Origin of the sequence: Deinococcus terrestris, from assembly GCF_009377345.1 — a bacterium.
Lineage (GTDB): Bacteria > Deinococcota > Deinococci > Deinococcales > Deinococcaceae > Deinococcus > Deinococcus terrestris.
Map to the genome: position 1 here is coordinate 1 of NZ_WBSL01000009.1, position 22,754 is coordinate 22,754.

The window sequence follows — 22,754 nt, forward strand, 5'->3', positions numbered from 1 at the left end:
GTGCTGCTGCGCGGCGTCGCTCGCGACGACGTGGAGCGCGGACAGGTGCTGGCCAAGCCGGGCAGCATCAAGCCGCACACCAAGTTCGAGGCCAGTGTGTATGTGCTGAGCAAGGACGAGGGTGGACGTCACAGCGCTTTCTTCGGCGGGTACCGTCCTCAGTTCTACTTCCGCACGACGGACGTGACGGGCGTGGTGGAGCTGCAAGAGGGCGTGGAGATGGTGATGCCCGGGGACAACGTGACCTTCACGGTGGACCTGATCAAGCCCATCGCCATGGAAGAAGGCCTGCGCTTCGCCATCCGTGAAGGCGGACGCACCGTCGGCGCCGGCGTCGTCACCAAGGTCCTGGAGTAAGCTCTAACCCCCACAGGGAGAAGGCCGATTGCGGCCTTCTCCTTCTTTTGTGGCCTGTGGGTGGACACTGCCCCCCGCACTGCCTATAATCCCAATGTTGCCCGCCCCAAGGCGGGCTTTTACCAGCGCCGCTTCCCCCGAGGGGCGGAGGGCTGGGAGCGCCAGTCCCGTAGGGGGCACGCGCGAAAGGAGCAGCATCATGGCGAAAGACGGACCGCGCATCATCGTGAAGATGGAAAGCACCGCTGGCACGGGCTTTTACTACACGACCACCAAGAACCGCCGCAACACGCAGGCCAAGATGGAGCTGCGCAAGTATGACCCCGTGGCGAAAAAGCACGTCGTGTTCAAGGAAAAGAAGGTCTGAGTCCCTGGCCGGGTCTGCCTCTTTCGGGGCAGTGCCCGGCCCTGGCTCTGACCCTTCGCCCCACGTCATGACGGGCAAGGTGAGCGCATGAATCTGATGCAGTATTTGCGGGATTCCCGCGCCGAACTCGCCAAGGTCACCTGGCCGACCCGCCAGGGAGTCATCGAGGGCACGCAGGCCGTGCTGATCTTTGTGGTGGCGCTGACCCTGATTGTGTTCGCGATGGACTCCCTGTTCGGCTTCCTCGTGCGGGCGGCGCTGCCATGAGCATTGAGTGGTACGCCGTTCACACCTACGTGGGTCAGGAAGACCGCGTGCAGCAGCACCTGCTGGAGCGTGCCCGCAAGCTGGGCATGCACCACACCAAGATCTTTCAGGTGCTGCAACCCACCGAAAAGGCTGTCGAGCTTCAGGAAGGCGGCAAAAAGGTCGAGGTCGAGCGTAAACTCTTTCCCGGCTACGTCTTCGTGCAGATGGATGTCGAGGACGACGACGCGCCCGGCGAACTCGGCGAGTCCTGGGAAGTTGTGCGCGGCACGAGCGGCGTGACCGGCTTTGTCGGCACCGCCACCCGCCCGGTGCCCCTTTCCCCCGAGGAAGTGCAGCGCCTGCTGGCCTCGGTCGGCGTGGCGGCCCAGGCCCCGGAAGAGGCGGCCCCCCGCATCAAGGTCGACCTGAAACCCGGCGACATGGTCCGGGTCACGGGCGGTCCTTTCGCCGACTTCAGCGGCGTGGTGAGCGAGGTCAACGCTCCGCAGGCCAAGGTCAAGGTACTGGTCAGCATCTTCGGGCGCGAAACGCCGGTCGAACTCGACTTCGCGCAGGTCAGCAAGTAAGTCCCTGGGGCGCGGGGCTTGGCAGACAAGCCCCGCGCCCTGTACACTGCCAAAGTTGCTGTCCGGCGGCCCCCCAGGGCTGATGAGCAGCGCTTAGCGCCAGCACCCCGCCGATCCGCGTGACCGGCCGGGGGAGCTAAGGAGGACACATGAAGAAAGTCACTGGGCTTGTCAAGCTCCAACTGCCCGCGGGCAAGGCCACTCCGGCCCCCCCCGTCGGCCCTGCGCTGGGTCAGTACGGCGCGAACATCATGGAGTTCACGAAGGCGTTCAACGCGCAGACGGCCGACAAGGGGGACGCGATCATCCCCGTCGAGATCACCATCTACGCCGACCGCTCGTTTACCTTCATCACCAAGACCCCCCCGATGAGCTACCTGATCCGCAAGGCGGCGGGACTCCAGAAGGGCAGCGCGACCCCCAACAAGGCCAAGGTCGGCAAGCTGAACTGGGATCAGGTCCTGGAAATCGCCAAGACCAAGATGCCCGACCTCAATGCGGGCAGCGTGGAAGCTGCCGCGCAGACGGTGGCCGGAACCGCCCGCTCCATGGGCGTGACCATTGAGGGGGCTCCCAATGCCTAAGCACGGCAAGCGCTACCGCGCCCTGGTCGAGAAGGTCGACCGTAACAAGCAGTACACCATCGACGAGGCCGCCGCGCTCGTGAAGGAACTGGCGACTGCCAAGTTCGACGAGACGGTGGAAGTGCACTTCCGCCTCGGCATTGACCCCCGCAAGAGCGACCAGAACGTGCGCGGTACGGTCGCCCTTCCTCACGGCACCGGCCGCAGCGTGCGCGTGGCCGTGATTACCAAGGGGGACAACGTGGCCGCTGCAGAGGCGGCGGGCGCCGACGTGGTCGGCAGCGACGAGCTGATCGAGCGCATCGCGGGCGGCTTCATGGAGTTCGACGCCGTCGTGGCGACGCCCGACATGATGGCGCAGGTCGGCCAGAAGCTCGCGCGTCTGCTGGGGCCGCGGGGCCTCTTGCCCAACCCCAAGAGCGGCACCGTCGGCCCCGACGTGGCGGGCATGGTGCGCGGCCTCAAGGCCGGACGTATCGAGTTCCGCAACGACAAGACCGGCGTGGTGCACGCGCCCATCGGCAAGGCCAGCTTCGAGCCGGGCAACCTCAGCGCCAACTATCAGGCGCTGGTGTCGGCCCTGGAAGCCGCCAAGCCGGGCAGTGCCAAGGGCGTGTACCTCCGCAGCGCGTACCTCACCAGCACGATGGGGCCGAGCATTCCCCTCACGCTGAGCACGCAGGCCCAGGCCTGATTCCCCCTGGGGAGGGGCGCGGTCCTCTCCCCCTGACTTCAGCACCCCGGTGCGCTCCTTGCACCTTCCTAATCTCGGCACCGTAGACAGCGGGGACCCTTGCCAGGTTTAAACATCCCGCCGAGTTGTCAGGGCGCGAGAGTGCGTACCTGGACTTGTTCACCACCAAGGAGGTTCCCAGTGGCGAACGCACGCAATCAGCAGAACCTGAGCAGCCTTCAGGAGAGCCTCACCGGGATCGAGACGTTCTACGTCGTCGATTACCAGGGGCTGACCGCCGGGCAGCTCAGCCGCCTGCGCAAGGACATCCGCGAGCGCGGTGGGCAGCTTATCGTCGCCAAGAACACCCTGATCCACCTCGCCCTGCAGGGCAGCGGTCAGGACTTCAGCGAAACCCTGCGCGGGCCGAGCGCCCTCGTGCTGGCCCAGGATGATCCCGCCGGGGTCGCCAAGGCCCTGAGCGACGCCGCCAAGGGCAACGACCGCGGTATTCCCGCCATGAAGGGCGGCCTCGTCGAGGGGCGCCGCGTGGACGTGGCGGTCATCGAGCGCCTGGCCAGCCTGGGCAGCAAGCAGAGCCTTCAGGGCGAATTCGTGGGTGTGCTCTCCAGCCACCTGTCGAGCTTTGTCGGCATCCTGGAAGCCTACCAGGAGAAGCTGGGCGGCGGCAGTAGCGCCGAAGCCCAGGGCTAAGCGCCCCTTTTTTCCCACCCCTTTTCACCAATCCATCCACCGGAGGACATCACCATGGCTTACGACAAGCAGGCTCTGATCGACCAGCTCAGCACCCTCACCATCATGGAACTCGCCGACCTCATCGACGGCCTCAAGGAAACCTGGGGCGTGACCGCAGCTGTGGCCGTCTCGGGTGGCGGCGCCGCCGCCGCTGCGCCCGTCGAGGAGAAGACCGAGTTTGACGTCGTGCTGATCGATGCGGGCTCCAGCAAGATCAACGTCATCAAGGAAATCCGCGCCATCACGGGCTTGGGGCTGAAGGAAGCCAAGGACCTCAGCGAGAAGGGCGGCGCCCTCAAGGAAGGCGTCAGCAAGGACGACGCCGAGAAGATGAAGGCGCAGCTCGAAGCCGCTGGCGCCCGCGTCGAGCTGAAGTAGTCCCTCTTTCCCACCGGGAGTGCAGCCCCCTGCGAGAGCGGGGGGTTTTCCTTTGCCCTCTACGTGATGGACATTACGATTCCTGGCAGGGTTCCGGGGCATAGTGGCCGAGTTGTTTTCCAGGCAGATTCCTCAGCGGGGCGCGGTAAACAGTGCGCGCTTCCGTTTCTGTCGGTTGGAAAGCAGCCAGGAGTCACCATGGCAGTAGGCAGAGTGAAGTGGTTTAACGCGGAAAAGGGTTACGGATTCATCGAGACGGAAGGCAGCGAGGACGTGTTCGCACACTTCAGCGCCATCCAGGCTCAGGGCTTCAAGAAGCTCAACGAGGGCGACGAGGTCGAGTTCGAAATCGAAGCTGGCCAGCGCGGCAAGGGTCCCCAGGCCAAGAACATCGTCGTGACGAAGGCCGCCCCGGCCCCCGCCTACGGCGACCGTCCGGCCCCCCGCCGCGACAACAACCGCTGGTAATTCGAGACTTATCCATTCAAGCCCCCAGCCGTGAGGTTGGGGGTTTTTGTTGCTCTGACCAGTTCCACCGGCCTGTGGGGGCCGTGCGTCCGGAAAGCTCCATTCCTCTCCTGCCCCGCTCGTTATGAGGTAAAACGCTCTCCAGTCCCCTAGTGAAAACCTACTGAGGGCCTGTTCATCCAGCGTTCGGTATGTTTCCGCCGCGTCCCGCACTAGCTCGGGCAGTGAATGGCCGAAGTGCAGTTCCGCGACACCCTCAGTTATACCGGCCGATGCGGGAGGCCTGGTAGAAAAGCGAGAGGATAACCTCGCCTTCGTCGTCGTGCTCGAATTTCAGTCACTCAGGAGCGTGTCCTTCCGTCCGGCGACTGACCGTCCTGCAGCGTCACTGCCTCCGGCTCACCGCAGCTCCCGGCGCAGCCCGGCAGCCATCTGGAACCATTCGCGCTCCTGCCGCTTGTACAGGGGCGTGGCGCGGCGTTCGGTCTTGTCCATCGCGTCGAGAAGGGCTGCGGCCTCCTCTCGTCTCCCCTGCCCCAGCAGGAAAGCGGCGTAGCGGGCGCGGGGTTCCTCGGTGGTCGCGGCGGTCATCGCCTCGCGGTAGGTCGCGTCGGCGTCCTGGGTCTTGCCCTGGGCGGCCTGGGCCTGAGCGAGCAGGGTGAGCGTGCGGGTGCGGGTGGCCGCGCTGGTGCGCAGGTCGACGCGTTCCAGCAGCGCCTCGGCGGCATCGGGTTTCCCACGGGCCAGGTCCAGCTCGGCGCTGGTCAGCAGCACGACCGGATCATCGGCATAGATGCCCGTCAGCAGCGGGTGGAGGGTGGCCTGCGCCTCCTCAGGGCGCCCGGCCCGCGCTTGCAAGGCGGCGAGATCGGTCCGGTGGGCGAGGGTGTCGCTCTCCGAGAGCCGGTCCTGCGCCTCGCGGATGCGGGTGTCGAGCGGCTTGATGGCCTCGACCCCACGGGCGACCGCCTGACCCGCGACCTGACCCCGGCCCCGCAGCCAGGGGATAAAGACCATAAAGGTGTACAGGACCGAGCCGAGCATCCCGAACAGGCTGCCGAACAAGGCCCCGAACGCCAGCAGGAACATCCAGAAGATCGGTTGCCGGGTCATGATGGCGTGGACGAGGCCCACCACCGCCAGGCCGCGAATCACGGTGTAGATCAGGGGAAGATACGGTTGCAGGACGTCCACCCGGCCATCCTAAAGCAGTGGCCCCGGCCAGGCGTCCCTGGTGGGGGGCAAGCGGGCATTGACCCGGTGTGCCCTGCCCCCCTATACTGGCCTGTGGCCGACCACGATGGGTTGGACAGGAGCGCTTTGCCCCGTAGCAGACTCCACAACTGAAGTTTCAACGCGGGAGCGCAGCCGACAAGAGAGGCTGTGGTCCCGGCTGCGCCTTTTACCCGCCCCGGAAGGCCGCAGCGTGCACGACCCAGGGTGCGCGAGGTGTGAATGACCCTGACGAACCAGAAACCGCGCATCGAGCGGTTCGGTGAGATCACCGAAGTGATCCCGCTGCCCGAACTGACCGAGGTGCAGGTCAACTCCTTCAAGGCCTTTTTGCAAGACGACCGCGCCCCCGATGGGCGCGACAACGCGGGGCTCCAGAGCGCTTTCCGCGAGGTCTTTCCCATCGACGAAACCGAGAAGGGCCGCTCGACGGGTCTGGTGCTGGACTTCTTGGAATACCGCCTCGGTGAAGCGCCCTACACCCCCGAGGAATGCCGCGAGAAGGACCTGACCTATCAGGCCCCGATGTACGCCAAGCTCCAGCTGATCCATAAGGACTCCGGGCTGATCAAGGAAGATCAGGTGTTCCTGGGCGACCTGCCGCTGATGACCGACGACGGTTCCTTCGTGATCAACGGGGCCGACCGCGTGGTGATCTCGCAGATCCACCGCTCGCCCGGCGTGTACTTCACGTCCTCCTACAAGGGGATCAAGAAGCTGTACACGGCGGCGATCATCCCCATGCCCAAGCGCGGCCCCTGGATCGAGCTGGAGTTCGCGGGCGGCGTGCTGGAGATGAAGGTCAACAAGCGCAAGTTCCCGGTGGCGATGCTGCTGCGGGTGCTGGGTTACGACGACGCCCAGCTGCGGGCGCTCTTCACCGAGTTCGACGCTGACCTCGAACTGCCCGAGGACAAGAGCGCGGGCATGAGCGCCGACGAGGCGCTGCTGCGCCTGTTCACCGTGCTGCGCCCCGGCGACCCGCCCAAGCGCGACAAGGCGATCCAGTACCTCTACGGCCTGCTGGCCGATCCCAAGCGCTATGACCTGGGCGACCCTGGCCGCTTCAAGATGAACACCAAGCTGGGCACCTCCCGGCAGGAGCGCACGCTGCTGACCTTCCAGGACGGCCGCTTCAGCGACGCCGGGCTGGTGGACACCATCCGCTACCTGATGGCGCTCCAGCACGGCCTGGAAGCGGTGACCATCGGGGCCGATGAGGACGGCGTGGCGAACGAAGTACCCGTTACCGAGGACGACATCGACCACCTCGGCAACCGCCGCGTGCGGACGGTGGGCGAGCTGCTCGCCGACCAGCTGCGCGTGGGCATGGGCCGGATGGCGCGGGGCGTGCGCGAGCGGATGCTGCTCGGGAACCCCGACGCGGCGACCCCCACCAAGCTGGTGAACAACCGCCCCATCGTGGCGGCGATGCGCGAGTTCTTCGGGCGCAGCCAGCTCTCGCAGTTCAAGGACCAGACCAACCCGCTCTCCGACCTGCGCCACAAGCGCCGCATCTCGGCCCTGGGGCCGGGGGGCCTGACGCGTGAACGCGCGGGCTTCGACGTGCGCGACGTGCACCGCACGCACTACGGGCGCATCTGCCCCATCGAGACGCCGGAAGGCGCGAACATCGGCCTGATCTCCTCGCTGTCCTCGTACTCGAAGGTCAACGAGCTGGGCTTTATCGAGGCGCCGTACCGCCGGGTCGAGAACGGGCGCGTCACCGACGACGTGGTCTACATGACCGCCGACATCGAGGACCGCTACACCATCGCGCAGGCGAACTCGCCGCTGAACGCGGACGGCACCTTCGCCGACGAGCGCGTGCTGGCCCGCCGCAAGGGCGACCCCCTCCTGTACACGCCCGACGAAGTGGACTTCATGGACGTGTCGCCCAAGCAGATCGTCTCCATCAACACCAGCCTGATTCCCTTCCTGGAACACGACGACGCCAACCGGGCGCTGATGGGCTCGAACATGCAGTCGCAGGCCGTGCCGCTCATCCGCGCCGACAGCCCCGCCGTGGGCACGGGCGTCGAGGAGCGCGTGGTGAGCGACTCCGGCACCAGCGTGATCAGCGACGTGAACGGTCGCGTGAGCTACGTGGACTCGCGCGTCATCCAGGTGACGCTGACCGAGGACGCGCCGCAGGCCGGAATGGTGACGGGCAACATCCGCACCTTCGAGCTCGTGCGCTTCACGCGGTCGAACCAGGGCACCAACCTCGACCAGCACCCCATCGTGAACGTGGGCGACGAGATCGTGCGCGGGCAGGTCATCGCGGACGGCCCGGCCTCCGACCTTGGGCGCCTCGCGCTCGGGCAGAACATCACCATCGCGATCATGCCCTTCGACGGCTTCAACTTCGAAGACGCGATCTGCATCTCCGAGGGGCTGGTCCGCAAGGACTTCTACACCTCGGTCCACATCGAGAAGGACGAGATCGAGGCCCGCGACACCAAGCTCGGCCCGGAGAAGATCACCCGCGACATCCCCGGCCTCAGTGAAGCGGCGCTGCGTGACCTTGACGAGGACGGCATCGTGCGCGTGGGGGCGGAAGTCAAGCCCGGCGACATCCTCGTCGGCAAGACCAGCTTCAAGGGCGAGTCCGAGCCGACCCCCGAAGAGCGGCTGCTGCGCTCGATCTTCGGCGAGAAGGCCCGCGAGGTGAAGGACACCTCCCTGCGCGTGCAGTCCGGTCAGGGCGGCATCGTGGTGAAGACCGTGCGCTTCCGCCGGGGCGACGAGGGTGTGGACCTCAAGCCCGGCGTGCGCGAGATGGTGCGCGTGTACGTGGCCCAGAAGCGCCAGCTTCAGGTCGGCGACAAGGTGGCGAACCGCCACGGGAACAAGGGCGTGGTCTCCAAGATCCTGCCCCCCGAGGACATGCCCTACCTGGAAGACGGGACCCCGGTGGACCTCGTTTTCAACCCGCTCGGCGTGCCCTCGCGCATGAACCTCGGTCAGATTCTGGAAACGCACCTCGGCGAGGTGGCTCGCCTGACCGGGCAGAAGTTCGTGACGCCCGTGTTCGACTCCGCGACCGAAGTGGCGATCAAGGAGATGCTGGAAGTCGCTGCCGCCGAACGCCTGCAACGGCGCAAGGACGAGGGCTTCGAGGTGGACAAGCGCGAGCAGGAAGTGCTGGAGCGTGCCGGGAAGCTGGGCGTGATCAACGCGCCGGGCGAGGACTACGAGCCTGCCCAGATGCAGCTCGCCCGCACCGGCAAGAGCATCCTGTTCGACGGGCGCACCGGCGAGCCGATCTCCGGCCCGGTCGTGGTGGGCACCATGTACGTCATGAAGCTCTACCACATGGTCGAGGACAAGCTGCACGCCCGCTCGACCGGCCCCTACAGCCTCATCACCCAGCAGCCGCTGGGCGGCAAGGCGCAGTTCGGCGGCCAGCGCTTCGGCGAGATGGAAGTGTGGGCACTCGAGGCCTACGGCGCGGCGCACACCCTGCAGGAGATGCTGACGATCAAGTCCGACGACATCGACGGACGCGACGCCGCCTACCAGAGCATCGTCAAGGGTGAAGAAGTCTCCGGCAGCACCATCCCCGAGTCCTTCAAGGTGCTTGTCAAGGAGCTGCACTCCCTCGGCCTCGATGTCGAGGTGCTCGACAACGGGGACCGTCCGGTGGACATCTTTGAAGGGATGATGCCGAAGCGCTGAGTACCTGATGAAGCGGCAAGTTGGCCTGACCTACCTCATCCTCGGCATCGTCATGCTGGTCGTCTGTTGGAATCAATGGAAGGCCAGCGCTGGATACGACCTTGGAGAAGTGAGCATCCTCCTCGTCCTCGTAACGATTATGGCCGTCGGCATCACATGGCTCGGCTGGCATTACCTAGGACGGGCAAACCAGGAACAGGCCAGCTCGCACAAGGCGACCGCTCTCAAGAAGCAGGAGCATGAATGAAAGATTTCAACAAGGTCCGTATCGCGATCGCCAGCCCCGCCCGCATCCGCGAGTGGAGCTTCGGCGAGGTCGAGAAGCCGGAAACCATCAACTACCGCACCCTGAAGCCTGAGCGCGAGGGCCTCTTCGACGAGCGCATCTTCGGGCCGATGAAGGATTACGAGTGCGCCTGCGGCAAGTACAAGCGCCAGCGCTACGAGGGCAAGGTCTGCGAGCGCTGCGGCGTCGAGGTGACGAGCAGCAAGGTGCGCCGCTACCGCATGGGCCATATCGACCTCGCCACGCCTGCCGCGCACATCTGGTACGTGAAGGACACGCCCAGCAAGATCGGCACTCTGCTCGACCTGTCGGCCGGGCAACTGGAAAAGGTTCTGTACTTCTCCTCCTTCCTGGTGACCGACCCCCGCAACGCGCAAAAGGACGGGCGCCCGCTCAAGCGCGGCGAACTGCTCAGCGACGACGAGTACCGCGAACTGCGCTTCGGGCGGCAGGAGACGTACACCATCCCCAACGGGCAGGAAGCCGTCATCCGTGACGGCGAGTACGTGACGCGTGGGCAGACCCTGGGCGGCAACGTGGTCTCCAAGATGGACGGCCTCGCGCAGTACCGCTTCCCCCGCCGCGCCGAGATCGCCTACGCCGAGCAGGTCGAGGCCTCGCTGCCCCTGCCCGCCGACGTGCTGGTCGAGCAGGAGACGTTCCGTGCGGGCGAGATTCTGGCCGAGCTGGAAGCGGACGTGACGATCACGGCGCCCGTGGACGGGACCGCTTTCCTGCACGACATGGGCGAGGACTCCGTGATGGTGGAGATCCGCGACACCACCACCGCCCCCGACGAGGACACCGCCGCGCCCCAGGGCGACGTGCTGGCCCGCGTGTATGTCCCGCACGGGATGAACGTGGCCGTGGCCGAAGGCGAGATCGTGGAAGCGGGCAGCGTCCTTGCGAGCGCCTCGGCGGGCGACCGCCTGCGCGTGAGCCGCGACAGCCGCCTTTCCGACGTCACCTTCCCCAAGAAGAAGGGGGACGTGAAGGTCACCGCGCACTGGACCCGCCGCGCCGAGTACCGCATCGAGCCGCAGATGCACGTGCTCGTCGGGGACGGCTCGGAGGTCCGCGCCGGGCAGAAGGTCGTCGGCGCGATCGACAAGGAAGAAGAGGTCATCGCGGAAGCCGACGGCGTGATCACCCTGCACGCCCCCGCTAGCATCATCGTCTCCAAGGCGAAGGTGTACGCCTACCAGGACGAGCCCCTCGTCGTGAACGGCGACCGGGTGGAGCCCGGCGATGAGCTGGCCGACTCCGGCAACCTGCGGAGCGAGATCAGCGGGCGCATCGAGATCGACCTCGTGCGCAAGCAGGTGCGGGTCATCGAGTCCTACGACTTCGAGGCCAAGATGGGCGCCGAGGCCGTCAAGGAGCTGCTCGACGACCTCGACCTCGACCAGCTTGAGGCCGAACTCGGCGAGGCGATGAAGGACAACAGCCGTCACAAGCGGGCCAAGGCCCGCAAGCGGCTGGAAGTCACCCGCGCATTCAAGCGCAGCGGCAACCACCCCTCGTGGATGGTGCTGGAGACGGTGCCGGTTATGCCGCCCGACCTCCGGCCGATGGTGCAGGTGGACGGTGGGCGCTTCGCCACCTCCGACCTCAACGACCTGTACCGCCGCCTGATCAACCGCAACAACCGCCTCAAGAAGCTGATGAGCCAGGGGGCGCCCGACATGATCATCCGCAACGAGAAGCGGATGCTTCAGGAAGCGGTAGACGCGCTGATCGACAACGGACGGCGCGGCTCTCCCGTCACCAACCCCGGCTCGGACCGCAGCCTGCGCTCGCTGACCGACCTGCTGGGCGGCAAGCAGGGCCGCTTCCGGCAGAACCTGCTGGGCAAGCGCGTGGACTACTCGGGCCGCTCGGTGATCGTGGTCGGGCCGCAGCTCAAGCTGCACCAGTGCGGGGTGCCCAAGCGCATGGCGCTGGAACTCTTCAAGCCCTTCCTCTTCAAGGTGCTGGAGGAAAAGGGCGAGGTCACCAACATCAAGCAGGCCCGCAAGATGCTGGAGCGCTACCGCGACACCCGCGACTCTGTCTGGGACGCGCTGGAAGAGGTCATCGAGGACAAGGTCGTGCTGCTCAACCGCGCCCCGACCCTGCACCGCCTCGGCATCCAGGCGTTCGAGCCGGTGCTGGTGGAAGGCCAGTCCATCCAGCTTCACCCGCTGGTCTGTGAGGCCTTCAACGCCGACTTCGACGGCGACCAGATGGCGATTCACGTGCCGCTGTCGGCCTACGCGCAGGCGGAAGCCCGTATCCAGATGCTCTCGGCGCACAACCTGCTCTCGCCCGCGAACGGCGAGCCCAACGTCAAGCCCAGCCGCGACATCATTCTCGGCATCTTCACGCTGACGCAACTCCGGCGCGACAACCTCGGCGCGGGCACGGAGTTCGGCAGCGAGCAGGACGCCCTGAGTGCGCTCAACGAGGGCCGGGTCGCGCTGAACACGCCGATCACGGTGAATGGGCAGGAAACCAGTCCCGGCCGCCTGAAGTACGTCTTCTCCAACCCCGACGAGGCGATCATGGCCGTCGAGCGCGGCGAGATCGACCACCAGGACCACGTGCGGATCATGCTGAACGGCACCCTGCACGAGACCTCGGCCGGGCGCGTGATGTTCCGCCGCCTGGTGCAGGAGGCGCTGGGGGCGCAGGCGCACCTCGTGGACACGCTGGTGAACCTGGAGACGGCCTACGAGAAGGACCACCTCAAGGACATGGTGATGGCCTGCTACAAGGAGCTGGGCGTGGAGGCCACCGCCGGGCTGCTGGACGCCTTGAAGGACAGCGGCTTCAAGCTGTCCACGACCTCGGGCATCACCATCGGCATCGACGACATCGTGCTGCCGCCCAACAAGGCGGAGCTGCTGGCCGAGGCGGACGGCAAGCTGCGCGAGATCGAGCAGAACTACGAGTTCGGCTTCATGACCGAAGAGGAGCGCTACAAGCAGGTCGTGCAGCTGTGGAACGACACCACCGACGAGGTGAAGAACGCGGTCTTCGAGAACTTCTCGCAGAATTACCCCTTCAACCCCCTCTGGATCATGTCGCAGTCGGGTGCTCGCGGGAACCCGCAGCAGATTCGCCAGCTCGCGGGGATGCGCGGTCTGATGGCCCGCCCCGACGGCTCGACCATCGAGGTGCCCATCAAGGCGTCCTTCCGCGAGGGCCTGACGGTGCTGGAGTACTTCATCTCCACCCACGGCGCCCGTAAGGGGGGTGCGGACACGGCGCTCCGTACCGCTGACTCGGGGTACCTCACCCGCAAGCTGGTCGACGTGGCCCACGAGGTCGTCGTGCGCGACGTGGACTGCGGCACCACCGACTACACGGTCATGCCCCTGGGCGCGACCGACGAGCGGACGGGCGAATGGCGTTCGCGCAAGGGCAGCGAGATCGAGACCTCAATCTATGGCCGCACGCTGACCGCTGACGTGGACCTCTCGGATGGCCGCGTGATCGAGGCGGGCGCGATGCTCAGCCTGGAGGACGTGAAGGCGATCACCCGCGACGCCAAGGCGCTGGGCGAGGTGTTTGTCCGCACCCCGCTGAACTGCCGCGTGAAGGCGGGCGTGTGCCAGAAGTGCTACGGCTACGACCTGTCGCAGGCCAAGCCCGTCAGCATGGGCGAAGCGGTCGGCGTGGTGGCCGCCGAGTCCATCGGCGAACCCGGCACGCAGCTCACCATGCGCACCTTCCACACCGGCGGCGTGGCGGGTGGCGGCGACATCACGATGGGTCTGCCCCGCGTGATCGAGCTGTTCGAGGCCCGCAAGCCCAAGACCCAGGCCGTGGTCGCCGACCGTGACGGCGTGGTCCGCATTGAGGAGGAGGAGGAACGGTACCTCGTCCGCATCGAGGCGGAAGACGAGCAGTACTCCTCCAAGACCGCGACCAAGATCAGCAAGGGCCTGCGCCTGATCGTGCGCGACGGCGACCGGGTGGAAGCCGGGCAGCCGCTCACGCGCGGGGCGATCAACCCGCACGACCTGCTGCTGTACAAGGACACCGACGCGGCCCAGCGCTACCTCGTGGAAGAAGTGCAGCGCGTGTACCGCTCGCAGGGCGTGAAGGTCCACGACAAGCACATCGAAGTCATCGTGCGGCAGATGCTGCGCTACGTGGAGATCACCGAGGGCGGCGACACCGACCTGCTCGAAGGCCAGACCGTGGAGCGCTGGGAGGTCGATCAGGCCAACGAGGCCCTTGCCGACGGCCAGACGCCCGCGAGCTGGAAGCCGGTGCTGCTGGGCATCACCAAGAGCAGCCTGACCACCAAGTCGTGGCTCTCGGCGGCGAGCTTCCAGCACACGACGCACGTGCTGACCGAGGCCTCCATGCGCGGCCAGGTCGACGAGCTGATCGGCCTCAAGGAAAACGTCATCCTGGGCAAGCTGATTCCGGCGGGCACGGGCCTGACCACCGTCCGCGAGATGCAGGTCGCCGACGACCGCACGCTGGAAAAGTACGGCGAGGCGGGCAGCAGCACCGACTCGGTGACGGGCACGGGCCGCTACGACGACACCCGCCCCGGCAGCGTGACCAACACCCCCAGCTACGGCGACTGAGCCAGGGCTGAGTCTCTCCTCCCCCACCCCGCGACGGGTGGGGGTTTTTTGTGCCTACTCCTCCCGGATGCGGTCGGTTTCGTCCTGATACAAGGTCGCGTAATGCTCGCCCAGCCGCACCAGAAATCCCATCTCCTCGCGGGTGGTGATGCCGCTGAGGGTGGCCTCGAAACTCAGCAGAAGCGCTCCGTAGGCGAGGCTCCCGGCCCCCAGCAGGGCGAGCAGCACCGGGGCCGCCCTGGTCGCCAGCCCCGAGAGTTCGCCCACGCCGATCAGCAGGCTGGTCCCCACCAGCAGCGCGACCGCCACGTAAAAGGCCCGCATCGCTCGCTGGAGGTAGCGGGTGCGGCGGGACAGGCGCGGAAGCTGACGCACGATCATCTGCTTTTCCTCGCGGGCGAGGGGCTCGCGCTGGCCTTCCTCGCCCACCAGGACCTTGAAGCGGGCGGTCAGCACCCGCACCCGGTCGGTGCTGCGGCCGAGGCGGTTGCTGGTGCTGAGCAGCAGGGTGCCCGCACCCGAGATCAGCACGGCGGGCGTGATCATGGCGGTCAGGGCGCCGAGGGTGGGTTCGGCCATAGGTCAGGGTAGGGCGTGGATGGGGCCAGCAGGTCAGGAAGACGTGCGCAGGTCCGCGGGGAACGTCAGCCCTGTTCCAGAGTGGAGGCAAAGAAGTTGCCCCCCCGTTCTTTTCCCGCCAGCCACAAGCGCACGGGCGACGGCATCAGCGCCCGGTCCTCCAGTTCGCTCACCGGGACCCAGGCGAAGGTCAGGTGCGGCTCTCTGGACATGACGGCCTGAAGCCGCGTCAGGCCCGGACTCGCCGCCGCGAAGAGGTGGTTCAGTTCGTGATGGCGGCCCCAGGACCCATCCTGCCACCCCTGCTCAATGACGCCCAGATACGCGCCGATCTCCACATGAAGGCCCATCTCCTCGGCCAGCTCCCGCGCGAGGCAGGTCCGCAACCCTTCCCCCGGTTCGACATGGCCGCCCGGCAGGAAGGTGTGCGCGTGGCCCTGGGCCTGGGCGAGCAGCACATGCCCGTCGTTCTCAATGACGGCGCGGGCGAGGAGATGGAGCTGGGGGGCAGTGGACATCCAAGTACCCTAGCGCGGCCCCAACCGTGCCTCCCTCCCACCCCGCCCACGCCCGACCCGCTAGACTTTTCTGATGCAGCTTCTCCTCGACCTTCACCCCGACGAATACCCGCTGGAGGGCTTCCGGCGGCGGCAACTGCTGGAGTGGGTGTTCGTGCAGGGCGTGGGCGAGTTTGAGGCGATGACCAACCTGCCCGCCCCCCTGCGCTCGGACCTCGCCGCCCGCTTCCGGCTCAACCCCTTCCGCGAAATTGAGACGGTCCGCAGCCACGACGGTTCGGCCAAGTACCTGTTCACGCTGCTGGACGGGCGGCAGATGGAAGCGGTGTACATGCCCTATCTCGACCGCAAGACGGTCTGCGTGTCCACGATGGTGGGCTGCCCGGCCCGCTGCGCCTTTTGCGCGACGGGGGCGATGGGCTTCGGGCGCAACCTGACCCCCGGCGAGATCGTGGGCCAGGTGCTCGCCGTGGCGGGGGGCGAGGGGCTGGAGCCGCGCGAGATTCGCAACCTCGTCTTCATGGGCATGGGCGAGGCGATGCTGAACTACGACCACACCATGAAAGCGGCCCGCATCCTGCTGCACCCGCAGGCACTGGGCATGAGCAAGCGCCGGGTGACCCTCTCAACCGTGGGCATCGCCAAGGGCATCCGGCGGCTGGCCGAGGAAGACGACCTCGGCCTCAAGCTGGCGATCAGCCTGCACGCCCCCGACGAGGAAACCCGGCAGAAGATCATCCCGACCGGGGCCGCCAACTCCATCGAGGAGATCATGGCCGCCGCCCGCGACTACCAGGCCGTGACCGGGCGCCGGGTGACGCTGGAATACACCATGCTGCGCGGCATCAACGATCACCTCTGGCAGGCCGAACTGCTCGCCGAGCGCCTGCGCGGGCTGGTGAGCCACGTCAACCTGATCCCGATGAATCCCTGGGACGGCTCGGGCTTCGAGTCGAGCACCGAGGAGCAGATTCAGGCCTTTTATGACGCGCTGGAGGAACGCGGTGTGGATGTCAGCGTGCGGCGCTCACGCGGGAAGGATGCGGGAGCGGCGTGCGGCCAGCTCGCGCTGCGGCGGCCTGGGGCGGCGACGGGCGCTCCGGCCTGATCCGGCCCTTCCGTCTGGCCTCCCCACTGGGGAGGTCTTTGCATGGAGCGCGGCACCAGATGAGAGAGGGCTTCATACCACCTTGGCCCTGGGGGCGTGAGAGAATCACGGCAGCCCACGCATTCCTTTTCCGCGTCAGGGTTACGCAAGACCTCCCCGCCTACGCTCTACCCACCATTTCCCCCGTTCAGGAGGCTCCTTCCGGTGACCCCAACGAGAACCACAGTGCTGCTCGGCCTGCTGCTGGCCGCCGTGCCCCACGCCGCCGCCCAGACCCTGCTCGACACTTCGGCGGCGGTATCTGTCCAGACCACGCTGCTCCAGACCCAGCCGGGGGGGGTGCCGGTCACCGTGCCCGCGGTGCCGACCCCCTCAGCTGCCCCCGCCGCTCCGGGCACGGCCGCTCCCAGCACCACCGCCGCCCCCACGCCCCCGACCCTTACCCCCGCGCAACAGCAGACGCTGGGGCAAGGCCGTGAGGCGCTGGGCGCGGGCGACCTCGTGCGGGCGCGGCGGCTGTTCGAGTCGCTCGTCGCGGCGCAGTACACGCACCCAGAAGGGCACTTCGGGCTGGGCCTGACGCTGCTGGCGCTGGGGGACCTGCGCGGCGCGGCCTTCGAGTTCAACCGGCTGCTCGAACTGGCCCCCGACCGCTTCGAGGCCCCCTACAACCTCGGCGTGATCGCTAGCCGCGAGGGCCGGTTCGCCGATGCGCGGCGGCTGTACGAGGAAGCGGCGACCCTCTCGCGCGGCAAGGCGGGACCCGCCGCCGAACGGCAGGTGCTCGAGGCGCTGGCGGGCGAGCAGCGGCGGGCGGGCGACTGGACGGCTCTGAGCGCGACACTCGCGCAGGCAGCGGCTCTCGATCCCTCGGACCGCGACCTCGCCTTCCGGCTGGCGCAGGCGCAGGTGCGGGCCGGGCAGGGGGTGGAGGCGCTGCCGGGCCTGTATGCCCTGCTCTCGCGCGAGCCGGGCCGGGTGGACGCGGCGCTGCTGCTCGCGGACATCTACGCGGGGCAGAACTTGCCGGAGCGGGCCGTGCGGGAACTCGACACCGTGCTGCCCCGCGTGACGAAGGCGAGCGACCGCGCCACCCTGAACCTGCGCAAGGCGGACGTGCTGGCCGCCGCCGGGGACACACGCGGAGCCGTCCTGGCCGCGCAGGAGGCCACCCGGCTGGACCCTGCCCGCCCCGCCGCGTTTGCCCGGCTGGGGGAGTTGCGGGCAGTGCGCGGTGACCGCGCAGGGGCGCAGGCCGCCTACGCGCAGGCCGCTCGCCTCGCGCCGAAGGACGCGGCGATTCGCACCGCCCTGGGGGCCACGCGGCTCGCGCTGGGGCTGAATGCCCAGGCGCGGCAGGACGCGGCGCAGGCGCTGGCCCTGAAGCCCGACGCCGCCACCCGTGCCCGCGCCCTGTACGTGCAGGGAGTCGCCGCCTACCGCCTGGGTGACCTCGCGGCGGCCCGCACCGCCCTGCGCCAGAGCACCCAAGCCGCCCCCAGCGCGGACGCCTACCTGTGGCTGGGACTGACCGCCTACGCGCAGAAGGACTACGCGGGCGCCGCCGGGGCGCTGACCACCAGCGTGAAGCTGGACCCCACCCCCACCGCCCGCCAGAACCTCGGCTCGGCGCTGCTGGCCGCCTCACGGTATGCGGAGGCCGAGGCGATCTTGCGCGGGCTGACGGGCGAGCAGCCGCGCAACGCGGAAGCCTGGTACCTGCTGGGCCTGAGCCTGCGCTCGCAGGGGCGTGAAGCCCAGGCCCGTCCTGCCCTGAAGACAGCCGCCGACCTCGGGCACCGCCGCGCGGCGGAGGCGCTGCGATGAGCCGCGCCCAGCGTCCGGGGTCGGCGCCCCGCTGGCCTGACCTGCTGATCGGCCTGCTGGTCGTGCTGCTGCTCGCGGGCTTCGCGGCCCTGCTGATCGGCCAGGGTCGCGGGGCAACCACCGCCGAAGCCCCCCCGCCCGCCGTGGTGGAGGAGGTGCCCGAGATTCCCGTCGCGCCGGGGACCGACCTCGCCCTGGACCCGGTGGAGGAGCCGACTCCCGCGCCGGAGGCCACCACGACGCCGGAGGAGACGGAACCCGCAACGGAGGCGACGGCACCCCGCGAGGAGACGCCTCCCGCACCAGCGGAGCCGGAAGCGGCAACGTCGACGCCCAGCGAACCCGCCGAGCAACCCGGCGAGCAGGCCGCTGAGCCCACCACCCCGGCGCCCGAGGCCAGCACCGCCAGGCCTCCCGCCGCAGGCACTGACCCCAACGTGGTCGCCGCGACGCCTATTCCGGCCGCCCCCCCAGCACCTCCCGTGCCTGAGGTGACGCTGCCCAAACCGGAAACGACCATTCCGCTCAATCCCCCAGCGAGCGCTTCCACCCCGGCGCCCGGCACCGAGGCCCCGGAGGGCACGTCGCCGGATGAAGCCACGGAGACGGCGTCTACCCCAGCGCCCCCGGCCCGGCCTGGGTCGGCCGTCACCCCCAGCGAGGAGCGCACGCCCCTGCGCAGCGACTACCGCATCAGCCTGGGCACCTTCGGGTCGGAGGCGGAAGCCCGCCGCGCCGCCTCGGGCGTGTCGGACGCTGGATACCCGGTCTACGTGATCGACCTCGGCGCCCAGGTCGTGGCCCAGGTCGGCCCCTATGCCGACGAGACGACCGCCCGCCGGGCGCTGGCCGACATCCAGCCCCGTGCTCCCCGCGCCGTCCTGTACGCCCCGCGTGGCCGCAACCTGAGCGGGGGTGGCAGCGAGACGACCGAGGCCCAGGCCCCGGCCGAGGCGCCCACCCCCGCTGCTCCCCCCGAGGCCGTGCCCGCCGAGCCGGACACCGCGCCCGCCGCACAGGCCCCCGCGCCAAGTGGCCCGGTCTACCTGCAAGTCGGGGCCTTCGACCGTCAGGAAAGCGCCGGGCGGCTCGTCGGGATGCTGCGCGACCTAGGCTTCTCGCCCACCGTGAACGCGCCGGAAAACCGCAAGGTGACCGTGCTCGTCGGCCCCTACAGCGGGGACGCGCTGCTGGAAGCCGAGCGCAAACTTGACGCGGGCGGCCACGACCACTTCAGGATTCGCTGATGACCGGCATCCCGACCGCGACCATCAGCCGCCTGGTGACCTACCTGCGCATTCTGGAAGGTCTGGAAGCGCACGAGATCAGCCGCACGAGCAGCAATGACCTCGCCGAGCGGGCCGGGGTGACGGCCTTTCAGGTGCGCAAGGACCTCGCCTACTTCGGGCGCTTCGGCACGCGCGGCATGGGGTACACCGTGCCCATCCTCAAGCGCGAACTCATGCGGGTGCTGGGCTTAAACCAGACCTGGAATGTGGTCGTCGTGGGGATGGGGCGGCTGGGGCAGGCCATCGCCAACTACCCCGGCGCGAGCGACTACCAGTTTCAGTATGTCGGCCTCTTTGACGTCAACCCCGACGTGGTGGGGCGCACGGTGCGCGGCCTGCCCGTCCGTCACATGGACGAGCTGCCCGAGTTCGTGCGCGGGCACAAGGTGGATATGGGCTTTCTGGCTGTGCCGCCCGACCACGCGCAGGACGCGGCGCAGGCACTTGCCGGGGCGGGCGTGCGCGGCATTCTCAACTTCGCGCCCACGGTGATTCAGCCCCGCATGCTGGAGCGGGCGGGACAGCAAGAAATCAGTGACGAGTGGCGTGCTGTGATTGTCGAGAACGTGGACTTCCTGGCCGGAATGAAGCGGCTCGCCTTTTACATCCTGAACCCACACCTGAACGCCGTGGACACGGAGGAGACTGAATGAAGAGACTATCCGCCCTCGCCCTGCTTGCTGGCCTCGCCCTCAGTGCGTGCGGAAGTGCGCCGGGGCAGCCTTCCGGGAACCGTGTTTCGGTGGGTGTCTATGCCGCCGATGCGGGCTCACAGGTGACCGTGACCCGAACCTACACCCCCGAAAAGATTGATGACAAGGGTAATGTTACCCCGGCCAGCGAGTCCTGGGCCGTAAGCGAGGCAGGACCCGTTGAATTTACCTTCATGTCGCGCCCGGGCTCGGACGCGATGTATATCACGGGCTGGCGCATCACCCGCTACGACTACAACGGCGAGGTGTCGGAGGAAGTCTCGGAATCCAACAAGGTGGACATCTTTGTGCCTTCCGGCTGGACCTGCCCGGAACGCGCGACGCTGCCGAGTTACCAGTCATGCCAGATGTACACGACAGACGGCAAGATTCGCAGTGACGTGCAACCCGCCAACGGCCTGCCAACCTCTCCCCTACGCCTGAACTTCGCTGGGGCGCTGGTAGGTGAGGTGCAGCGGACTCTGGCCGGAGCCTACAGCGAGGTCAATATCGAGTTCACTGGCTACAGCAGCAACAATGAACCCGTGGTCGTCAAAGCCCAGCCTGTGCTGAGCCGCGCTTACAAGGCAGGGAACTGATCAGACAGACGACAATATAAGGAGGCGGAGGCTGGCTTAGCCTCCGCCTCCTTTTGTTCTTCCCTCAGAACTTGATCGTGTACTCCGCGAACCCGTCCTCCCGCGTCCGCAGCAGCGTGGCTCCGGCGGGCAGCTCCTTTTGCGCGTTGGGGCTGCTGACGTACAGCAGGGTCGCGCCGGGGACAGGCGTGAGCTTCCAGTTGCCGTCGGCGGTGGGGTTCACCGTCTTTTGCTCGTTGAAGTACTTGACCAGCGCCTCGCGGGTCTCGTCGGGCGACTGGAGGACGATGTTCTTGCCGTCCAGACCGGGGAAGGAGCCGCCACCCGAGGCGCGGTAGTTGTTCGTGGCGATCACGAACTGCTGCGCGGGGTCGATGGGTTTGCCCCCGAACTGGAGGTTTTTGATGCGGCGGGCCTCCGGGTTCACCAGCTTGCCTGCGCGGTCGTAGCGGGCGGGCTGGGTCACGTCGATCTCGTAGGTCACGCCGTCCAGCACGTCGAAGTTGTAGGTGGGGAAGGTCTCGTCCACCAGGGCCTGCGGCTCGGTCTTGCTGGGGTCGATGCGGTTGAACTGCCCGGCGCTGCGCTCCAGCCACTCCTGCACCTGCGCCCCGTTCACGAGGACGGCCTGCACGGTGTTGGGGTAGACGTAGAGGTCGGCCACGTTCTTGATGGCGAGGGTCCCGGCAGGGATGTCGGTGTAGTAGCTCGCCCCGGCGCGGCCCCCGGCCTTGAAGGGCGCGGCGGCGGAGAGGACGGGCAGGTCCTTGTACTGGCCCCCGGCAAGCGCCGCCTTCACGTAGGCGAGCTGCGCGTTGGAGACGAGCTGCACGCTGGGATCGTCCTGCACCAGCGACCAGTAGGAGGTCACCGGGGCCGTCAGGTCGGCCACCTTGCCGCGCACGTAGGCCAGGGTGCCCTCGTGGGCCTGTTTCACCGCCGCGGCGATCACGGGGTCGGGCGTGACGAGGCTCTTTTTCGCCGTCTTGTCCCAGATGGGGCGGATGCTGCCCTGCGCGTCGGCGATGGTCCACTTCTGGGTCGCGCGGTTGTAGTTGAGCTTCAGGTCGGCCACGCCGAGGTTATTGCCCCAGAAGCCGGGCATCAGCACGACCTTGCCGTTGATGGTGCCCTTCTGGAGATTCACGCCCGCCACGTCCTTGTAGCCGGTGCCGGGGAACTCGAGGTGGCTGTGCCCGGTCAGCACCACGTCGATGCCCTCCACGTCGGTCAGGGCCGCGCCCGCCTGCTCGCCGCCGGGGGCGTAGGCGCCCTGGTTGATGCCGGTGTGCGCGAGCGCGACCACGATGTCGGCGCCCTGGGCCTTCATCTGAGGCACGAACCGGCGGGCGGCCTCCACGATGTCGAGCGCCTGCACCTTGCCGTCGAGGTGGGCGCGGTCCCAGTTCAGAATCTGGGGCGGCGTAAAGCCGATCACGCCGACGTTGATGAAGTACGGGCGGCCATCGGTGGAGTACACCAGCTTGCGCTGAATCACGTAGGGCGTGTACTTGTTCGTGCCGTCCATGTTCAGCACGTTGGCGTTCACGTAGGGCATCGGCGCCGAGGCGAGCACCCGGTCGAGGTAGTCCAGCCCGTAGTTGAACTCGTGGTTGCCCAGGGTCGCGCCGTCGTAGCGCAGGGTCCGCATGACCTGGTGCATGGGGTGCATCTGGCCGTCTTTCAGCGGCTGCACGCGGGCCGTGAAGTCGCCCAGCGGGTTGCCCTGAATCAGGTCACCGTTGTCAAAGAGCAGCGTGTTGCGCTTTTCCTCGCGGGCCTGCTTGATCAGGGTGGCGGTGTACTCCAGCCCGAACTCGCCGGTGGGCTTGTCCTGGTAGTAGTCGTAGCCCAGGGCGTTGGTGTGGAGGTCGGTCGTTTCGAGAATCCGCAGCTCGACGGTCTGGGCACTCGCTGCACCCAGCAGCAGGGCCATG

Annotated in this window: 21 protein-coding genes; 17 read left to right on the forward strand and 4 right to left on the reverse strand. The window is 67.7% G+C overall.

What is annotated here, in order from left to right; genetic code table 11:
* The 9 genes from F8S09_RS13840 to F8S09_RS13880 form a co-directional block, all read left to right on the forward strand.
* Positions 1-357, forward strand: a 357-nt coding sequence (locus tag F8S09_RS13840) for an EF-Tu C-terminal domain-related protein (RefSeq protein WP_456318707.1), incomplete at its 5' end; no start/stop codon positions are given.
* A 199-nt stretch (positions 358-556) separates the two neighbouring features.
* Entirely contained in the window at positions 557-724 is a 168-nt protein-coding gene (gene rpmG, locus F8S09_RS13845) for a 50S ribosomal protein L33 (protein WP_012692576.1), read from the forward strand.
* 87 nt (positions 725-811) lie between these two features.
* Positions 812-991, forward strand: a complete 180-nt coding sequence (gene secE, locus F8S09_RS13850; RefSeq protein ID WP_027459996.1) for a preprotein translocase subunit SecE — start codon at positions 812-814, stop codon at positions 989-991.
* A complete protein-coding gene (gene nusG / locus F8S09_RS13855; RefSeq protein ID WP_152872076.1) occupies positions 988-1,560 on the forward strand; it encodes a transcription termination/antitermination protein NusG in 573 nt (190 codons plus the stop codon). The genes secE and nusG overlap by 4 nt, the downstream gene beginning before the upstream one ends.
* A 149-nt stretch (positions 1,561-1,709) precedes the next feature.
* Positions 1,710-2,144 (forward strand): 50S ribosomal protein L11, encoded by a 435-nt coding sequence (gene rplK, locus F8S09_RS13860; protein ID WP_152872077.1) that lies wholly within the window; start codon positions 1,710-1,712, stop codon positions 2,142-2,144.
* Positions 2,137-2,838 carry a 50S ribosomal protein L1 gene (gene rplA, locus F8S09_RS13865; RefSeq protein ID WP_152872078.1) on the forward strand — a complete coding sequence of 234 codons (702 nt, stop codon included), beginning with the start codon at positions 2,137-2,139 and terminating at the stop codon, positions 2,836-2,838. Before rplK ends, rplA begins: the two co-directional genes overlap by 8 nt.
* A gap of 180 nt (positions 2,839-3,018) precedes the next feature.
* Positions 3,019-3,531, forward strand: coding sequence for a 50S ribosomal protein L10 (gene rplJ / locus F8S09_RS13870; protein ID WP_322618836.1), 513 nt, complete (start codon positions 3,019-3,021; stop codon positions 3,529-3,531).
* Between the two features lie 54 nt (positions 3,532-3,585).
* Positions 3,586-3,951 carry a 50S ribosomal protein L7/L12 gene (gene rplL, locus F8S09_RS13875; RefSeq protein ID WP_152872080.1) on the forward strand — a complete coding sequence of 122 codons (366 nt, stop codon included), beginning with the start codon at positions 3,586-3,588 and terminating at the stop codon, positions 3,949-3,951.
* A 198-nt stretch (positions 3,952-4,149) separates the two neighbouring features.
* Positions 4,150-4,419: a cold-shock protein gene (locus tag F8S09_RS13880; RefSeq protein WP_152872081.1), complete on the forward strand. Its 270-nt coding sequence runs from the start codon at positions 4,150-4,152 to the stop codon at positions 4,417-4,419.
* A 399-nt stretch (positions 4,420-4,818) separates the two neighbouring features.
* On the opposite strand, the gene F8S09_RS13885 is transcribed toward F8S09_RS13880, so the two are convergent.
* Positions 4,819-5,613, reverse strand: a complete 795-nt coding sequence (locus F8S09_RS13885) for a hypothetical protein (RefSeq protein ID WP_322618837.1) — start codon at positions 5,611-5,613, stop codon at positions 4,819-4,821.
* A gap of 261 nt (positions 5,614-5,874) precedes the next feature.
* Between F8S09_RS13885 and rpoB the strand changes: the two genes are divergently transcribed.
* Genes rpoB through F8S09_RS13900 form a run of 3 tightly spaced genes read left to right on the forward strand, consistent with a single transcriptional unit; the run spans position 5,875 to position 14,205 of the window.
* Complete coding sequence (rpoB, locus tag F8S09_RS13890) at positions 5,875-9,333, forward strand: DNA-directed RNA polymerase subunit beta (RefSeq protein ID WP_152872082.1); 3,459 nt, start codon at positions 5,875-5,877, stop codon at positions 9,331-9,333.
* 7 nt (positions 9,334-9,340) lie between these two features.
* Entirely contained in the window at positions 9,341-9,580 is a 240-nt protein-coding gene (locus F8S09_RS13895; protein WP_152872083.1) for a hypothetical protein, read from the forward strand.
* Positions 9,577-14,205 carry a DNA-directed RNA polymerase subunit beta' gene (locus tag F8S09_RS13900; RefSeq protein ID WP_152872084.1) on the forward strand — a complete coding sequence of 1,543 codons (4,629 nt, stop codon included), beginning with the start codon at positions 9,577-9,579 and terminating at the stop codon, positions 14,203-14,205. Before F8S09_RS13895 ends, F8S09_RS13900 begins: the two co-directional genes overlap by 4 nt.
* Before the next feature lie 54 nt (positions 14,206-14,259).
* Here the strand turns inward: F8S09_RS13900 and F8S09_RS13905 are convergent, their stop codons facing one another.
* Both F8S09_RS13905 and F8S09_RS13910 read right to left on the reverse strand, forming a co-directional pair.
* Complete coding sequence (locus tag F8S09_RS13905; RefSeq protein ID WP_152872085.1) at positions 14,260-14,784, reverse strand: DUF2721 domain-containing protein; 525 nt, start codon at positions 14,782-14,784, stop codon at positions 14,260-14,262.
* A 65-nt stretch (positions 14,785-14,849) separates the two neighbouring features.
* Positions 14,850-15,302, reverse strand: coding sequence for an NUDIX domain-containing protein (locus tag F8S09_RS13910; RefSeq protein WP_152872086.1), 453 nt, complete (start codon positions 15,300-15,302; stop codon positions 14,850-14,852).
* Between the two features lie 73 nt (positions 15,303-15,375).
* On the opposite strand from F8S09_RS13910, the gene rlmN reads away from it, so the two are divergent.
* The 5 genes from rlmN (at position 15,376) to F8S09_RS13935 (ending at position 20,817) form a co-directional block, all read left to right on the forward strand.
* Positions 15,376-16,410, forward strand: a complete 1,035-nt coding sequence (rlmN, locus tag F8S09_RS13915; RefSeq protein ID WP_152872087.1) for a 23S rRNA (adenine(2503)-C(2))-methyltransferase RlmN — start codon at positions 15,376-15,378, stop codon at positions 16,408-16,410.
* A gap of 204 nt (positions 16,411-16,614) precedes the next feature.
* Positions 16,615-18,237, forward strand: coding sequence for a tetratricopeptide repeat protein (locus F8S09_RS13920; RefSeq protein WP_322618838.1), 1,623 nt, complete (start codon positions 16,615-16,617; stop codon positions 18,235-18,237).
* The gene (locus F8S09_RS13925; RefSeq protein ID WP_152872088.1) at positions 18,234-19,484 is read left to right on the forward strand and encodes an SPOR domain-containing protein; all 1,251 of its coding nucleotides are present in this window, start codon (positions 18,234-18,236) and stop codon (positions 19,482-19,484) included. Before F8S09_RS13920 ends, F8S09_RS13925 begins: the two co-directional genes overlap by 4 nt.
* Complete coding sequence (locus tag F8S09_RS13930) at positions 19,484-20,179, forward strand: redox-sensing transcriptional repressor Rex (protein WP_152872089.1); 696 nt, start codon at positions 19,484-19,486, stop codon at positions 20,177-20,179. Before F8S09_RS13925 ends, F8S09_RS13930 begins: the two co-directional genes overlap by 1 nt.
* A 233-nt stretch (positions 20,180-20,412) precedes the next feature.
* Positions 20,413-20,817 carry a hypothetical protein gene (locus F8S09_RS13935; protein WP_152872090.1) on the forward strand — a complete coding sequence of 135 codons (405 nt, stop codon included), beginning with the start codon at positions 20,413-20,415 and terminating at the stop codon, positions 20,815-20,817.
* 64 nt (positions 20,818-20,881) lie between these two features.
* Here the strand turns inward: F8S09_RS13935 and cpdB are convergent, their stop codons facing one another.
* Entirely contained in the window at positions 20,882-22,753 is a 1,872-nt protein-coding gene (cpdB, locus tag F8S09_RS13940) for a 2',3'-cyclic-nucleotide 2'-phosphodiesterase (RefSeq protein WP_152872139.1), read from the reverse strand.
* Position 22,754 lies beyond the last annotated feature (1 nt).

What these genes read in the sequence shown, in the direction of transcription:
- rplK (WP_152872077.1), top strand. Translation starts at nt 1,710, where the DNA reads ATGAAGAAAGTCACTGGGCTTGTCAAGCTCCAACTGCCCGCGGGCAAG.
- nusG (WP_152872076.1), top strand. Translation starts at nt 988, where the DNA reads ATGAGCATTGAGTGGTACGCCGTTCACACCTACGTGGGTCAGGAAGAC.
- F8S09_RS13925 (WP_152872088.1), top strand. Translation starts at nt 18,234, where the DNA reads ATGAGCCGCGCCCAGCGTCCGGGGTCGGCGCCCCGCTGGCCTGACCTG.
- F8S09_RS13900 (WP_152872084.1), top strand. Translation starts at nt 9,577, where the DNA reads ATGAAAGATTTCAACAAGGTCCGTATCGCGATCGCCAGCCCCGCCCGC.
- cpdB (WP_152872139.1), bottom strand. Translation starts at nt 22,753, where the DNA reads ATGGCCCTGCTGCTGGGTGCAGCGAGTGCCCAGACCGTCGAGCTGCGG.
- F8S09_RS13910 (WP_152872086.1), bottom strand. Translation starts at nt 15,302, where the DNA reads ATGTCCACTGCCCCCCAGCTCCATCTCCTCGCCCGCGCCGTCATTGAG.
- F8S09_RS13905 (WP_152872085.1), bottom strand. Translation starts at nt 14,784, where the DNA reads ATGGCCGAACCCACCCTCGGCGCCCTGACCGCCATGATCACGCCCGCC.
- F8S09_RS13930 (WP_152872089.1), top strand. Translation starts at nt 19,484, where the DNA reads ATGACCGGCATCCCGACCGCGACCATCAGCCGCCTGGTGACCTACCTG.
- F8S09_RS13935 (WP_152872090.1), top strand. Translation starts at nt 20,413, where the DNA reads ATGTCGCGCCCGGGCTCGGACGCGATGTATATCACGGGCTGGCGCATC.
- F8S09_RS13880 (WP_152872081.1), top strand. Translation starts at nt 4,150, where the DNA reads ATGGCAGTAGGCAGAGTGAAGTGGTTTAACGCGGAAAAGGGTTACGGA.
- secE (WP_027459996.1), top strand. Translation starts at nt 812, where the DNA reads ATGAATCTGATGCAGTATTTGCGGGATTCCCGCGCCGAACTCGCCAAG.
- rplL (WP_152872080.1), top strand. Translation starts at nt 3,586, where the DNA reads ATGGCTTACGACAAGCAGGCTCTGATCGACCAGCTCAGCACCCTCACC.
- rplA (WP_152872078.1), top strand. Translation starts at nt 2,137, where the DNA reads ATGCCTAAGCACGGCAAGCGCTACCGCGCCCTGGTCGAGAAGGTCGAC.
- rpoB (WP_152872082.1), top strand. Translation starts at nt 5,875, where the DNA reads ATGACCCTGACGAACCAGAAACCGCGCATCGAGCGGTTCGGTGAGATC.
- F8S09_RS13895 (WP_152872083.1), top strand. Translation starts at nt 9,341, where the DNA reads ATGAAGCGGCAAGTTGGCCTGACCTACCTCATCCTCGGCATCGTCATG.
- rpmG (WP_012692576.1), top strand. Translation starts at nt 557, where the DNA reads ATGGCGAAAGACGGACCGCGCATCATCGTGAAGATGGAAAGCACCGCT.
- rlmN (WP_152872087.1), top strand. Translation starts at nt 15,376, where the DNA reads ATGCAGCTTCTCCTCGACCTTCACCCCGACGAATACCCGCTGGAGGGC.